The following is a 16,286-nucleotide window of genomic DNA, read 5'->3' as shown; positions in this document are numbered from 1 at the left end:
CTATTCGCCTCCGTTATCGCTTCCACTTTCACCTTTTCCATCGATCAGATCCTGCTTTGTTGTTGTAATAACAAGAACTTCCTGTAATTCCTTAAAATCCGTAGCAGGAATGATATATCCGGATCTTGTCAGGTTATTGGAATCTACATTTACCTCTGAAATATATCCAACCAGAAGTCCCTGCAGATATTTGCTGCTGATATTCGATGTTACAACCTGTTCTCCAACCGCCACTTCATTTTCATTATTGGCAAGCTGTTCAAATTTTAAAAGTCCGTCCTGCACCGTCTGCAGATCTCCGCTTACAATACATTTGTCAAAGGTTGTCAGGATCATGGCACTTACATTTTTATCATCGATAATCGAACTTACTGTTGCCCAGTTCGGTCCGACTTCTGTGACGATTCCAACCAGTCCGGTTCCAGATAGGACATTCATATCTTCTCTGATCCCATCATTGCTTCCCTTATCAATCGTAAATTTCGAAAACCAGTTGCTATTCTCGCTGGCGATTACATTCGCAGCAACTTTCGGATAATCCGCTGTATTCTGATCCATCTTATATAGTTCTTTATATCTTTCCAGCGTTGCTGAATTCTGCTGCAACCGGTTATTCTCAGTCGTCATCTCTTCCAGGCGGGATTTCAGTTCTTTGTTTTCTTTTTTTATTTCCTGAAGTGTTGCAAAATTCTCTGAAACATCGCCGATCCACATCCCGACACGGTTGATTCCTTTCTGCATCGGCACGATCGTGTAACCTGCTGCCCAGGAAAGCGGTCCTTTCCCGGACTCTGCAAATCCGGAAAGTCCCATCAATACAATACATATGATAGCAAGGATCAGCAACCAGTATTTATTTGATGTTGAAAATTGATTCTTTCTTTTCATCTATCTTATCCACCTATAATTTTCATCCAACATTGAGTACGAAAGTTTTTTAAGTTCTTTTGAATTGATCATCCGTCGCAGCCCTTCTACTGCACACAGATCCGGCTTAGCAGCCACATGCACCGGATATCCAGTCACAGCTTCTATGTACCGGTCAAGCCCCGGTAGCCTGGAAACACCACCCGTCAGACAGATTCCATTCTTTCTGATTGAACGGGCTACCTCCGGTGGGGTCCGTTCAATCAACTGACCAATCTGCGAAGTGCAGGTTTCCAGAGATTCTTTCATCGCAGCCCGTACCGCACTGCTTGGGATTTCCTGGTATCTTGGTACACCAACAACCAGATTACGTCCGGCAACCACCATGGAAGCTTTTCCATTTCCGCCAAGCACTCCAAAACGTTTTCTGAGAGCCTCAGCTGTCTGTCTTCCGATCAGAAAATCATAATTCCGGCGGACCATATTCTGAACTGCCACATCAAATGTCATACCACCGATCTTAAGCATTTTATTAAGTACCATGCCACCTGAACCTACTACAGATAATTCGGTTGTAGCCGCACCAAAATCAACGATCAGCATCCCTTTTGTCTTCCGGACATCAATTCCCATTCCGATACACTGCGCAACACCGCGTTCTACAATACTCACTTCTTTTGCTTTCGCCGTTGAATGAACAACCAGATCAAAAAACGCCCGTTTTTCAACTTCTGTGACATCCGTAGGTACTGCGATCAGATATTCTGATCCTCTTGTAAAACGGCGCTCTTTCTTCAGCAGATTCTGAAGAAGATACTGCATATCCGTAAATCTGCTGATTACACCTTCTTTCATCGGAAACACCACTTCAATATTTCCCGGTGTTCTCTCGAACATCGCATATGCTTCATCGCCGACAGCCAAGATCTCTTTTCCGTCCACAATAGCAATTACATTCTTCTCTTTCCACGTACTGTCCTGCTTTTTATCATACACCTTGATCTCATAAGTCCCGAGATCAAGACCGTAAATATTTCGCGCCATAATCTAAAGTTCCTTTCCATACTACTTTTCCTTAAGCAGCTTCTGCTCTGCGAGTGATACATAGCAGTTATCACCAATAATGATATGATCCAGAAGTTCAATTCCAAGAAGGCTTCCGCCCTCCCGGATGCGCTGCGTCACAAGAATATCTTCCCTGCTCGGCATCGGATCACCACTTGGATGATTGTGCAACAATATAATATAGACTGCGTTCTTTTGCAATGCCTCTATAAAAAGCTCTCTCGGGGAAATTACGGACATATTTACTGTCCCTCTCGAAATTTCGCTTTCTCCGATCAGTCTGGAACGCGTATTCAGCATCAGCAGTTTCAAATGCTCCTGCCTGTAATAGCGCATATCTTCCATATAATATGCTGCAATTGTATCCGGTCTTGAAAAATCCAGATCTTCTCTGGCTGAAAGCTGGGACATTCTCTTGGAAAGCTCACAAAGGCATAAAATCTGAATAGCCTTTACTCTTCCGATTCCACTGATTTTCAGCAGTTCTTCTTTTGTCCAGCTTTGAAGATGGGCTTTGGCTTGTGGCTGTGTACCTTCTCCGGGATAAAAAAGCTTCCTGGCAAGATCCAGTGCACTCTCTCCCTTTGTTCCAGTCCTTAACAAAACAGCGAGCAATTCAATATCTGTTAAACTGCCCGCCCCAAAGCGTTCACATTTTTCATATGGCCGCTCTTCTGATAACATTTCTCGAATGGTATTTTTTTGATTCATCCTTTTGCAGGATTTGTTGATTCACACCAGACTCTCCACCCTTGTATATGGGATGCTTTATACATCCTATAAGAAACGATAAATGAATATGGAGATAATCACTCCAATAATGCTTGCGATCGTGATCTTAATCGTAAGACCAAACGTAATAACGACAAGTCCGAGGTTCAAAACAATCGGTGTCTCTACCCCGAAAGTCTGTCCATAAGAAAGCCAGCTAAGTGCTGGAACCCCTTCTGCAAGCACACCGATAAAGCCACCCAGAACAATTCCTGCCAAAATCAGCAGAAATAACGCCCAGGCATTCTTACTTCCGGCTCCTCTCATCTGTACTCCTCCTCTTTTGAATCACAAACTGGTATCATTTTAGCATATTTTAAAAAACGTGTATAGACTTTTTAAATATTATTTTTTTCTTAACACAGCTGTTTTCTATAAAAACGGTGCATATTTTTGTCGAATTTTTTCTGCGATTTTAATACCGTCTGCTGCCGCCGACGTAATCCCGCCGGCATATCCTGCGCCCTCTCCGCAAGGATAAAGTCCTCCAATCACGCTTTCCAGCGAATGATTATCTCTTACGATCCGTACCGGCGAAGAGGTTCTGCTCTCCACTCCGGAAAGAATGGAAAGAGGATGCGAAAAACCTCGAATTTTCTTGTTAAAATCTTCCATCCCATCCACCAGCGCGCTACTGATCTTTGCCGGAAAAATTCCCGCCAGGTCTGTCTCTTCATACGCACCCTTCATACATGGCTCATGTCCCTGATACCAGACTTCTGCTTCGGTTTTTCCCTTTTCTTTTCCGGTCACACTCCGGTAAAAATCCCCGTATCTCTGTACCGGAATTTTCCCTTTTCCTGCTTTGTAAGCTGCCTTTTCCAGTTTTCTCTGGAATGCAATTCCGGCAAGCGGATGGTCGCTTTCAAAATCCTCCGGTGTAACCGTCACAACGATTGCGCTGTTGGCATTGTGGCTGTCGCGGGCATGATAGCTCATTCCGTTGACCGCAAGATATCCCTCCTCCGAAGACGCATTAACCACATAGCCTCCCGGACACATACAGAACGAATATACACCTCTTCCATCCGGCAGTTTTGCAGTCAGCTTATAGGCTGCTGCCGGAAGAGATGCCTTTGCATCCCCATACTGGGAATGATTGATCAGCTCCTGCGGGTGTTCTGCACGTACACCAACCGCAAAGGATTTTGCCTCCATCGGAACCTTTTTCTCGAAGAGCATCGCAAAGGTCTCCCGCGCACTGTGTCCCGGTGCCAGAACCAGCGTCTCCGTCTGTATTTCTTCTTTTTCTTTTTTCAGAAGATCTTCATATACGATCCCTCTGATCCGCCTTGTATTTTCCGTAAAAAGGACCTCTGTCATCTGTGTATGGAAATGGATTTCACCACCCCACACAAGGATTTTCTCACGCATATTTCTGATCACAGTCCGTAGAATATCCGTTCCAATGTGTGGTTTATTCACATAAAGAATGTCTTTTGGTGCTCCGTTTTCCACGAAAATCTCCAGCACCTTACGATTGCGCCCCACCGGATCCTTGATCAGTGTATTTAGTTTTCCGTCTGAAAACGTCCCTGCTCCGCCTTCTCCAAACTGCACATTGGAATCCGGTTTCAGCACCCCCGTCTTCCAGAACTCCTCAACATCTTTCTGTCGCTCTTCTACCGGTGCCCCCTGTTCCAGAAGAACCGGCTGATACCCATATTCTGCAAGAAAATACGCACAGAAAAGTCCGGCAGGACCGCATCCGACAACTACCGGACGTGACTTCAATTTTTCGTTGCCTCCTGCCGGAAAAACATATGGCATTGCTTCATGGAGTTGCACATTGCCTGCACGCTTTTTTCGGGTAAGCATCTTCAAAAGCTGTTTTTCATTGTCCGCTTTTACATCCACAGTATAGACATAGAACAGCTCTGGCTTCTTTCTGGCATCCAGAGACTGCTTGATAATCTCATAGCTCTGTACCGCTTCTGTCCTGCACATCAGTGTGTGCACAATCTTTTTCTTCAAATCCTCTTCCGTATGCGTAACCGGAAGCTTCAGCTGACTGATTCTAAGCATTTGCCGCTCCTTTCCCTGCCAGATAACCACTGGTCCATGCCCACTGCAGATTGTAACCTCCGCAGATTCCATCTACATCCAGAATTTCTCCTGCAAAATAAAGTCCTTTTACAAGCTTCGACTCCATCGTGTCCGGATCAATTTCGCTTGTATCTACACCACCCGCACATATCTGCGCCTGTTCAAACGGATTTGTCTTATCAATATAAGTACGGAAATGCTTACAGATCCGGCAAAGTCTTTCCAGATTCTCTTCACTAAGGTCATGCACCGGCATTGTTCCTGAAATTCCAATTCTCTTAAGCAACGCACCGGCAAGCTTTTTGTGGAATAACCCATTAAAATACTGTTCCATCACAAGACCATCCAGCCTTATCTTCCGTTCCTTTAACATCTGCAAAAATTCTACATCTCCAAAATCCGGCATAAAATCCAGTTCTGCAAAAACTTCTTTCTTTTCATACAGACCTCTCGCTGCATAACGGCTGATCTGAAAGACCGGAATCCCGGAAATACCATAATCCGTAAGCTGCAGCTCGCCGATATCAGAAGCCGTTTCTGTCCCATCGATAAAAACCGTTACTTTTCCATGAGTACGAACGCCTGCGACTTGCCGGTACAGCTTTTCCCTGCACCGGAGCTGTACCAGAGCCGGGACAACCGGAACCAGCTTATGTCCCAGCATTTTTGCCAGGTCATATCCACTTCCGTCACTCCCTAGCTTTGCAGCTGCCTTTGATCCGGCCGCAAGGATCACAGCCTCACCGGAAATCATTCCTTTTTTCCCATCTTTTGAAAAACTGATCTGAAAACCATTTTTCTTTGGTATGATCCCAAATACGCGAACTCCGGTATGAATCCGGATCTTTGCCAGTTTCAGCGCAGACTCCAGCGCTTCCCTCACTGCCGAGGCTTGCTCGGACCAGGGATACAGATAGCCATTTTTATCCTTCGGATAAATTCCAAGATTTTTAAAAAAAGATGTTGTCTCAGGCTCAGAAAATTTTCCGATTGATTTCCATGCAAATCCGCTATTATCGCTTCGATAGCAGGATGGATCCTGAAAACGATTGGTAAAGTTACATCTGCCATTACCCGTCGACAGTATTTTTCTGCCAATTATTTCATTCTGTTCCAGAAGCAGTACATCTGCGCCGTTCTGCGCCGCCGTAAGTGCAGCCATACTGCCAGCTGCTCCGCCGCCGATGATGATGACTCTTTTTTTCATTCTATAATTCCTTTACAATTCCTTTTTCATATAACTTCTGAAGAGACATTAAAATACCAAGTTTTGCATGCGCCCAGGTGAGACCTCCCTGAAAATATACTGCATACGGTTCTTTGATCGGTCCATCTGCACTCAGTTCGATGGACGATCCCTGTACAAATGCCCCTGCCGCCATAATCACATCACTGTCATATCCCGGCATTGCCCACGGTTCCGGTGTTACATAACTGTCAACCGGTGCTGCCGCCTGGATTCCCTGACAGAATGCGATTACACCTTCCGCACTTCCAAGTGTTACCGCCTGAATGATATCGTGGCGTTCCTCTTTTCCGTCCGGTACAACTGCATAACCAAGCTTTTCATATACATTCGCCGCAAAAATAGCACCTTTTAATGCACCTGCAACAACAGTCGGTGCAAGGAAAAGTCCCTGATAAAACGACTGCATCACACCAAGTGAAGCACCCACTTCTTTTCCAAGTCCAGGAGAAGTAAGGCGGTAAGCACACTGCTCGATCAGATCCTTTCTTCCAGCCACATAGCCACCGATCGGGGCAAGTCCGCCGCCCGGATTCTTGATGAGGGAACCGACAACCAGATCCGCACCCACATCACTTGGCTCCTTTTCTTCTACGAATTCACCATAGCAGTTATCTACCATACAGATGACTTCCGGTTTGATCTTCTTGACAAATGCAATTGCTTCCCCAATTTGATCCACAGAAAAACTCGGTCTTGTCTGATATCCTTTGGAACGCTGAATCGTGATCAGCTTTGTTTTCTCGCCAATCGCTTTTTCAATCGAATCAAAGTCAAAGCTTCCGTCCGGCAGCAGGTCCACCTGGTTATAGATTACTCCATATTCTGCAAGGGAACCTGTGGATGGGCGGATTCCAATGACCTCTTCCAGTGTGTCATAAGGCTTTCCTGCGATGGAAAGCAGTTCATCACCAGGTCTTAAATTTGCAGAAAGTGTTAAAGCAAGTGCATGGGTTCCACAGGTAATCTGTGGTCTTACCAGCGCATCTTCGGTATGAAAGACATTTGCATACACCTTTTCCAGCGTATCTCTTCCGAAATCATTGTATCCATAGCCAGATGCATAGTTAAAGCATTCTGCATTCACCCTTGCTTCCTGCATGGCATGAATGACCTTCAGCTGGTTCAACTCTGCCATCTTATCGATCTTATCAAAACGTTCTTTCAGTGATTTTTCAATTTTTTCTCCAAAGTCATGAACTTCCGGTGAAATTCCGGTCTGTTCATATAATTTCTGTATTTTCTGACTGATATCCATTAATCTGTAATCTCCTTTTCTTTCAGTATCGCAAGCATTGCCTGCAAAATCTTCTCTTCATCGTATCCGAATTCCTCTTTCTGGATCCAGTTCACATCCCGCTCTCTGCGGAACCAGGTCAACTGACGTTTTGCGAAATGACGGGTATCCCTTTTCAGGATCGTTACCGCTTCTTCAAGTGAATTCTTTCCATCCAGATAATCCAGAATTTCCTTATATCCAAGTCCCTGCATTGAAACCATTTCCCTTGTGCATCCTCTGGTCTTTAAAGCAGTCACCTCATCTACAAGCCCCTGCTCCACCATCAGATCCACACGACGATCAATCCGCTCATACAAACGGCTACGCACATCATTCAGAACAAAATACGCAAACTGATACGGGGAATCCTTCTCCCGTTCTGCTTCATTATGTTCGGAAATCTTTGTTCCTGTCTCATGATAATATTCCAGAGCACGAATCACCCGTTTTACATTATTTGCATGAATTGCATCTGCCGACTTTGGATCCGCTTCCCGTAGCCTGTCATGGAGTGCCTGCGCACCATGCTCCTTTGCATACGTTTCCAGCTTCTTTCGATAGGCAGTGTTTTCTTCTCCCTTTTCAAAATCAATGTCATACAAAAGCGCCTGGATATAAAATCCCGTGCCACCTACAACAATCGGAATACGTCCTCTCTTATAGATCTCTACCATTGCATCTTTTGCCATCTTCTGAAAAACAGCTACATTAAATTCCTCTTCCGGATTAAGCACATCGATCAGATAATGTTTCACACCTTTCATCTCTTCCGGCAAAATCTTTGCGGAACCAATATCCATGTGCCGGTATACCTGCATCGAATCCGCCGAAATGATCTCTCCTCCAATTGCTTTTGCAAGGCCAATCGACGCAGCTGTCTTTCCGACAGCAGTCGGGCCTGTCAATATGATCAGTGGCTTTTTCTTCTCTGTCATCTGTGTCATGTTCTTCTCCTACACAATACGCTTAAATTTCTTTTCCAGTTCCCGCTTTGTCATCGCAATGATCGTTGGTCTGCCATGCGGACAATGATATGGATTATCCAGGGACAACAGTTCATTGATCAGTTCATCCATTTCTGCATAGGACAGCTTCATATTTCCTTTGACAGCCGCCTTGCAGGACATGGACGCAATCTTCTCATCAATCAGCTCTGGTTCCAGACTGGTCGATAACCCATCCGACAGGGAATCCAACATTTCAAGAAGCAGTTCCTTTTTGGCGATTCCAAACAGATTATCCGGAATTGCGCGAACTGCGTACTCGTCACCACCAAATGGCTCAATTTCAAACCCGATTGCCGTAAAGCGGTCTTTAAATGTCTCCAACACATCAATCTCCTGCATAGAAAGGCTCAGGATGATCGGTGGGCTCAAGTATTGTGAAGTATACTCTCTCTTCTTCATTCCTGCAAGGGCCCTTTCATAAAGGACTCTTTCATGTGCGGCATGCTGGTCTATAATATAGAGGCTGTCACGATACTGGATCAGCCAGTAGGTTTCAAAAACCTGTCCGATGATCCGGTATTCCTGTCTTGCCTCTTTCTTTAAAATCTGCTCTTCAAACAAATCTAACTGTTTTACTTTTTTTGCTTTCAAATCCTTCAAAAACAGATTTGACTCTGTTTTTTCTGGATCACGCTCTGTTTTTTCTTTACTTTTATCAGAATACGCTCTGTTTTCTGTTTCTTTATTCTGGATATCTACAGCCGGATTTTCATCTAATGCAGCCATCTTTGACTCTTTGGCACCGATATTCTTCTCTTGCTCTTCTTTTGCTTCTGTAAGATGACTGGCATAAACCCGCTCCCTCATCTTCTGCATAAAATAATCCAGCTTTTCGTCACCGGTTGAGACTGTCTTTTCTGTACTTATCTGTGTCTGAAGTTCTGCTGACGGCATCTCTGACTGCGACCAGGATTCCGCTCGCTCTGCCCCCTCCTGAACGGAACTCTTTCGCATCTTAGGTGAAGTGCCATCTGTTCGATATGGATTTCCCGCATCTCTTATAACAGTTTTCTTTTCCTGTCTTTTTTCAGACATTCCCGGTACTTTGATCTCAGACATTTCCACTTCCGGAATCAACTCCGGCTCATGCAATCCTTTACTGATCGCCTCATAAAGCAGATTGTAAATCCCCTGCTGGTTACTGAACCTAAGTTCCATCTTGGATGGATGCACATTTACATCAATTTTTTCCGGATTGATCTCAATCTGGAATGCAACAAACGGATAACGATGCTGCATCGTAAAATCTTTGTATCCATCTTCAATCGCTTTTGCAAGAATACTGTTCCTTACATAACGCCCGTTGACAAAATAATTTTCAAAATTTCGATTTCCACGGTTAATCACTGGCTTTCCCAGATATCCGGACATCCTTACGCCATCTTTTTCAAATTCCAGTGGGATCAGATTGTTCGCAATTTCCCGTCCGTAAATGTGGTAAATGACATCTTTCATCTTCCCGTTCCCGGAAGTATGCAGCTTTACCTGTCCATTGTTGATAAACCGGAAGGAAATATCCGGATGGGAAAGGGCAAGTCTGGTCAGCAGATCACTGATATGGCTTGCCTCTGTCATCGGCGTCTTCAGGAATTTGCGCCTGGCAGGTGTATTGAAAAACAGCTGACGCACCAGAAAGGTCGTCCCATCCGGCGCTCCGGTCTCCTCCGGCGTTCTTCCTTTTCCGCCTTCTATGATATATTTTGTCCCAAATACGTCTTCTCTTGTCTTCGTGATCAATTCCACTCTTGCAACTGCCGAAATACTCGACAACGCTTCTCCGCGGAACCCAAGAGAAGACAAACGTGTCAGATCCTCTGCACTGCGGATTTTGCTGGTCGAATGGCGCAGAAATGCATTTTCCACGTCCTGTTTCGCGATCCCACAACCATTATCCGTAATTCGTATCAGAGAAATCCCGCCCTCTTCAATCTCCACAGTCACCGCTGTAGATCCTGCGTCAATCGCATTTTCCACCAGCTCTTTCACAACAGAAGCCGGGCGTTCAATCACTTCCCCGGCTGCTATCTTATCAATTGTAATCTGATCCAGCAATTCTATATGCGGCATTCGATTCTTCTTTCCTTTCTCTTATGGACCAGCCTACCATCTGTTCCGCAGCTTATTCTGCAGCTGATACAGTTTGTTCATGGCATCCATTGGCGTCATATGGCTGATATCCAGTTCCTTTAACTCATTTAACACATCATCATCTTTTACGGTATCAAACAGAGAAAACTGTGTCAGATCCACCTCATCCAGCTTCTTCTGCGTTTTTTTCTTCGTCTCACTTCCCTGTACCGCAATATCCTTTACTTTTCCGGTAATATCCGCTGTCACCAGCTCTTCTACGATCTCTTTGGCGCGGTTAATGACCGGATCCGGCACTCCTGCAAGCTTTGCGACCTGGATACCATAACTCTTGTCTGCTCCACCCTTTACGATCTTACGCAGGAATACGATATCATCACCTTTTTCCTTGACCGCAATACAATAGTTGTTGACATTGCTAATCTTGCCTTCCAGCTCGGTAAGCTCATGATAGTGGGTTGCAAATAAGGTCTTTGCCCCAAGAAGCTTGCTGTTGCTGATATACTCGACAACCGCCCAAGCAATACTCAATCCATCAAAGGTACTGGTTCCTCTTCCAATCTCATCCAAGATCAGAAGGCTCTTGCTTGTCGCATTTCGCAGAATATTTGCCACTTCGTTCATCTCCACCATGAAGGTGCTCTGTCCGCTTGCCAGGTCATCTGACGCTCCCACACGGGTAAAAATGCGGTCCACAAGTCCAATATTTGCTGAAGACGCCGGCACAAAGGATCCCAGCTGTGCCATCAGTACGATCAGCGCAGCCTGACGCATATAGGTGGATTTTCCAGCCATGTTTGGTCCGGTAATGATGGAAATGCGCTGTTTTTTATCATCCAGATAAGTATCGTTGGCAATAAACATATCATTCGGGATCATCTTTTCCACCACCGGATGTCGCCCATCACGAATGTCGATCACGCCCTTTTCATTGATCTTTGGCCGTACATAGTTGTTGCGCTCGGCAACCAGTGCAAGAGAAGCTATCACATCCAGCTTTGCAACTGCCTTTGCTGTTCTCTGTATCCTGGTCAACTCTGCTGCGATAGTATTTCTCACCTCACAGTAAAGCTCATATTCCAGTGCACAGAGTTTATCCTCTGCTCCCAGAATCGTATCTTCCAGCTCTTTCAGTTCTGGAATGATATAACGCTCCGCATTGGCAAGGGTCTGCTTTCTTGTATAATAATCCGGAACCAGATCTTTGAACGAATTGGTAACTTCCAGATAATAACCGAATACTTTATTATAACGGATCCGCAGGTTTTTAATCCCGGTCTTTTCCCGTTCCCTGGTCTCCAGATCAGCAAGCCAGTCCTTTCCTTCGGATTTTGCTTTTCGAAGACGATCCACTTCTTCATTATAACCGTCTTTGATGATTCCGCCTTCTTTCATGGCAAGCGGCGGTTCTTCCTGAATCGCCCGTCCGACCAGATCACAAAGTTCTTCCAGCGGATCCAGTTCTTCATAAATTTCTTTTAAAAGGTCACTCTCCATATCCTTTAATATGCATTTTACCGACGGGAGCATGGAAAGGGAACTCTGAAATGCAATCAGGTCTCTTGGATTTGCTGACTGATAGGTGATTTTCCCAACCAGACGCTCCAGATCGTACACCGGATTCAAATATTCCCGGATTTCTTCTCTACAAATAGCATTGTCCTTCAATTCCGCAACTGCATCCAGCCTTTTGACAATGGATTCCTTGTCGATCAATGGCTGTTCTACATATTTCCGAAGGGTTCTCGCCCCCATTGCCGTCTTTGTCTTATCCAGTACCCACAGAAGGGATCCTCTTTTCTGCTTTTCACGCAAAGTCTCAACCAACTCCAGATTACGCCTTGTAGCACTGTCCAGAACCATATAATTACCCGTTGCATAACGTGTCAGACGGCTCATATGAGACAGGGAATTCTTCTGCGTCTCTTCCAGATACTTTAAAAGCGCACCGGACGCGATCATCCCACATTCACAATCCGAAAGTCCAATCCCTTCAAGAGAAGCCACTTTAAAATGTTCCTGCAAAGTTTCCCGGCAGAGTGCATCATCAAAATACCATGCTTCCAGTGAATAAATTGCCATATGCAGACGGTTTTTCAGATCATCCAAATCCAGTCCACTCATGTAAAATGCTTCATTGCAGACAATCTCAGACGGCATAAATTTGTAAAGCTCATCCATCAGTTTTGTCTGGGAATCCAGTTCTGTCACCAGATATTCCCCGGTTGTAACGTCCGCAACCGAAAGTCCGTACCGGTCTGCCATATAGACAATACACATAATGTAATTGTTCTTTGTTTCATCCAGTCCCTGAGTATCCAGGTTGGTTCCAGGTGTTACTACACGGATAACTTCCCGTTTTACAATTCCTTTTGCAGTTTTCGGATCCTCTACCTGCTCACAGATTGCTACCTTATAGCCTTTTGATACCAGACGGTTCAGATAACTGTCAACTGCATGGTACGGGATTCCGCACATCGGTGCCCGTTCTTCCAGTCCGCAATTCTTTCCAGTCAGAGTAATTTCCAGCTCTTTTGACGCTGTGAGAGCATCGTCGAAGAACATTTCATAAAAATCTCCTAAGCGGTAAAAAAGGATACAATCCTTGTATTCCTCTTTTGTCTGCATATATTGCTTCATCATCGGTGTTAGGTTGTTAGTCATGTCAAAATCTCCTTATTTTATAAGGGTTTCAGCGTTTGTGGTATGCTAATTTGACCATCTTTTGACCAAATTTGTAAATCCTGATCAATTGTTGCATTTGAACGGAATGAATAATTATGCATATAACCTGTATATTTATTAAACTCGCTGTTAATAAATACGGAGTCCGGATGTGTATAATGTTTCATCATATCAATATCATTATGTCCGGAAATAAGCATTATAGACGCTGGATCCATATGAGATTCATAACACAATGTAATAAACGTATGGCGGAATAAATGAGGATGAATATTGGAAATATGATATTCCCTATTTTCTGTTAGTGCCTGTTGTTTTTCATGATTATTCATTATGGAAGTTATCCGTCGGCACTCTTTTTCTGCCTGTGTCGGCATAAAACAATTTCCCTCTTGTGTCGTAAAAATCAATTGAGGATAATCATTTAATAACAAATTTTTAATCCCCCACTTTTTTTGTACTTTCTTTTGTCAGCAAGCTGTTTTTCGCGCCAACTATATAACGCATCAACTGCCGCCTTGAATAGAGGGATTTTTCTTATACTTGCGGTTCTTTTTGGAGATGTAATTTGCTTGATGTAATAAGGTCTATCTAGTTTGTTCCCGTTGTCATCGTAATAAACAGGGACAATATTGATTGTTTTATACACATGGAGATAGTTGTTTTGAAAGTCAACATCTTTCCATTCCAATGCACACGCCTCTCCAATCCGCATTCCTGTAAAAAGAAGCAGCATATATAATTCGTAATATCGAGTATCTCTTGCTACATCAAAAAACCTTATGATTTCGTCGTTTGTCATGCGTTTCAAATTCTGTCCTGCTATTTTGACCGGTTTGAAGTTTTTATTCGTTATTTCCGGATAAACAATCCCTCTGCATGGATTGAATAAAAGCATTTTTCCGATTACAGCTCTTTCAAGACAGCTGGATACGACAGAAACAGTAGAACGGATAGTGGATTTTTTATAGCCTTTGTTAGCTAGTTCAATAACCATATTTTGAACATGCGTGATTTGAATATCTGCTAATTTCATATAGCCTATATATTTTATACACCGATTATACGAATCGATATAATTCCGAATTGTTGTTTTTTTTATCCTATTTACGATATAGAGTTCCATCCATTTTTCAAACCACTGATTTAGAGTTATTTTGTGTGTGTCTATATCTAATCCGTATTTTGTTTTTTCTAATAATTTTCCCTTTTCTTTTTAACTTCTTTTAAAGTATGACCATATAGGCATATCGGTTTCTTTCCTCCTCCAAGTGATATGCGTGTTTGATAACGCCCATCTTTTCGTTGGGTAAACCCTTTTCCTAATTCTTTGCCTGTTAGATCTTTTCCCATGACGATCACCTGTCTTTTCTTGACCCATGGACAGGTACTTCATCCGTTTAATAGTATCAAATTTTAATGAGCTTTTCAAGAAGCTCTTTTTGGGTACTATAGGATAAAATACTCAATGCCGCACTTGATAGTCAATCCATTTTTCTAATTTTTTTTTGTGAATTAAAGTTCTTTTTCCTATTCGCACCATCATTTTTTGCTCATAAGCTAAAGAACGCATTGTTTTTTCGGACACTCCTGTTAACTTGCAGGCTTCTTTTACTGATAAAAGAAGTTTTGGATACCTGCTTTTGGTCAGGTGAAGTACGTGTATCCATGCCCAGAAGTCTCTGAACAATTTCAAAATCACGGTCACTCACCAGTGGCTCATGATTTTTCTCAATCCGGATCCAGTCATCTTCCGGTTTCACATAAGTCTGCTTCACTTTATGGTTCGGTGTTGTCCTTTTTCCCTGCACAAGATTTCCGATATAAACCTCGTTTTCCAGTATCCTACGGACTGTAACAGAACTCCAAAGTGCCTGCTCTTTCTGCCGGAAGCCAGTTTCATAATGACTGTCGCTGCTGATTTTATATTCAAATGGTGAAAGAATACCCAGTTCATTTAAACGATTAGCGATCGCATCCTGACTCATTCCCCGTAGCTTCATCTTAAAAATATCCTGTACTACACTGCCTGCAGATGGGTCAATCTCTAATTTATGCTTATCTGTCTTTGTCTTCCTGTATCCAAATGCTACAAACGGAGTCACGCATTCCCCTTTTTCCCTCTTAATCTCAAGATTACTCCTGATCTTAATAGAAATGTCACGGCACGTATGTTACAACCGGCAATCGAGAAGGATTTGAACGTTGGGCAAAACTAAATAATCTAAAAGAGACAGCCCGCACCTTCAACTATCTTTCCGAAAATAATCTGCTGAATTATGAAGATTTCCAGCAGCATATTTCTGACGTTGATGCTTCTGTTAAAGCGGCTGAACAGAGAATAATACAAATTAACAGTGCGCTAAGCACACAGAAAATCATTCAAAAGCACTGCGATTCTTACCGACTCTGCCGTAAAGTGATTGAAGATTGCAAATCTGCCAAAAACCCAAAAGTATACCGCACCAAACATCAGGCAGAATACCAGCTCCACGATTCACTAAAAAAAGAGCTTCAGGATCTCGGTATTACCAAAATCCCAAGCTCTAATAAAATCCAGAAGCAGATTGAAAATCTTGAATCTGAACAGACTTCTACTGTTCGGGAAAAACAGGAATTACAGAAAAAGCTGAAAACTCTGGAAATCATTCAGCAGAATTTCACAGCACTGCTCAATGCTCCGGAGATACAAATTCCTGTATCAGGGAAAGAGCCAACTCTTTAAAAAGAAGAGGTACCTATGTAACGGTGCCTCTTCCCTTTCCATCTAATCTGTTTTATTGCTCTACCCTATCACCCTTAATATGCTGGTGGAAGATGTATTCCATGTGGAAGATTGAGCTGGGTATTTTATCCAGCTCAATCTTCCGCTCCCTGTAAATGAGAATTTGTCCGCTCCTTTATATAAAATAATTCCATTTTTCAGAACTACTAACTATTTTTCTTCAGCCCATAAAATTAAATGATCAGAACACTCTGTTGGTTGCGACACTCTACATGTATTTTTTATAAATCCTTTAATAAAGATATGATCAATAGGTGATGCTGGAGTAGTCAATTTAGTATTAATTGGGGAAATCAATGCTCGTATGATTCTGTATAATTTCTGTGAATTAGTGACTTCTCACGCTGTGGTAAAAACATCTAAAAATACCAAACACGTCTATAAAATTAATTTCGCCACCGCAGTAAACATATGCAGGGCATATCTCAAACACGGCGGTGATGAAAC

15 protein-coding genes and 1 pseudogene are annotated in these 16,286 nt (G+C 43.3%); 1 reads left to right on the top strand and 15 read right to left on the bottom strand.

Going from position 1 to position 16,286, the window contains the following annotated elements; translation table 11 throughout:
- From mreC to PG418_RS15600, 15 genes and pseudogenes are all read right to left on the bottom strand, one after another.
- Positions 1 to 888 carry a rod shape-determining protein MreC gene (gene mreC, locus PG418_RS15670; protein ID WP_008370236.1) on the bottom strand — a complete coding sequence of 296 codons (888 nt, stop codon included), beginning with the start codon at positions 886 to 888 and terminating at the stop codon, positions 1 to 3.
- Positions 889 to 1,911 (bottom strand): rod shape-determining protein, encoded by a 1,023-nt coding sequence (locus PG418_RS15665; protein WP_008370233.1) that lies wholly within the window; start codon positions 1,909 to 1,911, stop codon positions 889 to 891.
- 21 nt (positions 1,912 to 1,932) lie between these two features.
- Positions 1,933 to 2,643, bottom strand: coding sequence for a RadC family protein (radC, locus tag PG418_RS15660; RefSeq protein WP_008370231.1), 711 nt, complete (start codon positions 2,641 to 2,643; stop codon positions 1,933 to 1,935).
- A gap of 66 nt (positions 2,644 to 2,709) precedes the next feature.
- Entirely contained in the window at positions 2,710 to 2,970 is a 261-nt protein-coding gene (locus tag PG418_RS15655) for a DUF4321 domain-containing protein (protein ID WP_008370229.1), read from the bottom strand.
- A 105-nt stretch (positions 2,971 to 3,075) separates the two neighbouring features.
- Positions 3,076 to 4,728 carry an NAD(P)/FAD-dependent oxidoreductase gene (locus PG418_RS15650; RefSeq protein ID WP_195479429.1) on the bottom strand — a complete coding sequence of 551 codons (1,653 nt, stop codon included), beginning with the start codon at positions 4,726 to 4,728 and terminating at the stop codon, positions 3,076 to 3,078.
- Positions 4,721 to 5,956: a BaiN/RdsA family NAD(P)/FAD-dependent oxidoreductase gene (locus PG418_RS15645; RefSeq protein ID WP_349123699.1), complete on the bottom strand. Its 1,236-nt coding sequence runs from the start codon at positions 5,954 to 5,956 to the stop codon at positions 4,721 to 4,723. The genes PG418_RS15650 and PG418_RS15645 overlap by 8 nt, the downstream gene beginning before the upstream one ends.
- A gap of 1 nt (position 5,957) precedes the next feature.
- On the bottom strand, positions 5,958 to 7,253 hold the full coding sequence (locus tag PG418_RS15640; RefSeq protein ID WP_008370218.1) for a methionine gamma-lyase family protein: 1,296 nt from the start codon (positions 7,251 to 7,253) through the stop codon (positions 5,958 to 5,960).
- Entirely contained in the window at positions 7,253 to 8,218 is a 966-nt protein-coding gene (miaA, locus tag PG418_RS15635; protein WP_172676610.1) for a tRNA (adenosine(37)-N6)-dimethylallyltransferase MiaA, read from the bottom strand. The genes PG418_RS15640 and miaA overlap by 1 nt, the downstream gene beginning before the upstream one ends.
- Before the next feature lie 9 nt (positions 8,219 to 8,227).
- Positions 8,228 to 10,348 carry a DNA mismatch repair endonuclease MutL gene (gene mutL / locus PG418_RS15630; RefSeq protein WP_498837674.1) on the bottom strand — a complete coding sequence of 707 codons (2,121 nt, stop codon included), beginning with the start codon at positions 10,346 to 10,348 and terminating at the stop codon, positions 8,228 to 8,230.
- A 33-nt stretch (positions 10,349 to 10,381) separates the two neighbouring features.
- A complete protein-coding gene (gene mutS, locus PG418_RS15625) occupies positions 10,382 to 13,033 on the bottom strand; it encodes a DNA mismatch repair protein MutS (protein WP_498837673.1) in 2,652 nt (883 codons plus the stop codon).
- Between the two features lie 17 nt (positions 13,034 to 13,050).
- Entirely contained in the window at positions 13,051 to 13,488 is a 438-nt protein-coding gene (locus tag PG418_RS15620; protein ID WP_022221001.1) for a tyrosine-type recombinase/integrase, read from the bottom strand.
- Positions 13,479 to 14,210 (bottom strand): tyrosine-type recombinase/integrase, encoded by a 732-nt coding sequence (locus PG418_RS15615; protein ID WP_256171318.1) that lies wholly within the window; start codon positions 14,208 to 14,210, stop codon positions 13,479 to 13,481. Before PG418_RS15615 ends, PG418_RS15620 begins: the two co-directional genes overlap by 10 nt.
- A 38-nt stretch (positions 14,211 to 14,248) precedes the next feature.
- Positions 14,249 to 14,407: a hypothetical protein gene (locus PG418_RS15610; protein ID WP_008370207.1), complete on the bottom strand. Its 159-nt coding sequence runs from the start codon at positions 14,405 to 14,407 to the stop codon at positions 14,249 to 14,251.
- A gap of 112 nt (positions 14,408 to 14,519) precedes the next feature.
- Positions 14,520 to 14,627, bottom strand: coding sequence for a hypothetical protein (locus tag PG418_RS15605; RefSeq protein WP_368281639.1), 108 nt, complete (start codon positions 14,625 to 14,627; stop codon positions 14,520 to 14,522).
- Positions 14,628 to 14,667: 40 nt separating this feature from the next.
- Positions 14,668 to 15,222: pseudogene (locus PG418_RS15600) on the bottom strand (recombinase family protein); the annotation flags it as partial.
- 251 nt (positions 15,223 to 15,473) lie between these two features.
- On the opposite strand from PG418_RS15600, the gene PG418_RS15595 reads away from it, so the two are divergent.
- Positions 15,474 to 15,779 (top strand): hypothetical protein, encoded by a 306-nt coding sequence (locus PG418_RS15595; RefSeq protein WP_242859502.1) that lies wholly within the window; start codon positions 15,474 to 15,476, stop codon positions 15,777 to 15,779.
- Positions 15,780 to 16,286 lie beyond the last annotated feature (507 nt).

The organism is Bariatricus sp. TF06-38A, from assembly GCF_027690675.1.
Classification (GTDB): Bacteria; Bacillota; Clostridia; order Lachnospirales; family Lachnospiraceae; genus Allocoprococcus; species Allocoprococcus comes.
Note: the sequence above shows the minus strand (reverse complement) of the source record. Positions and strands in the feature narration are given on the sequence as shown.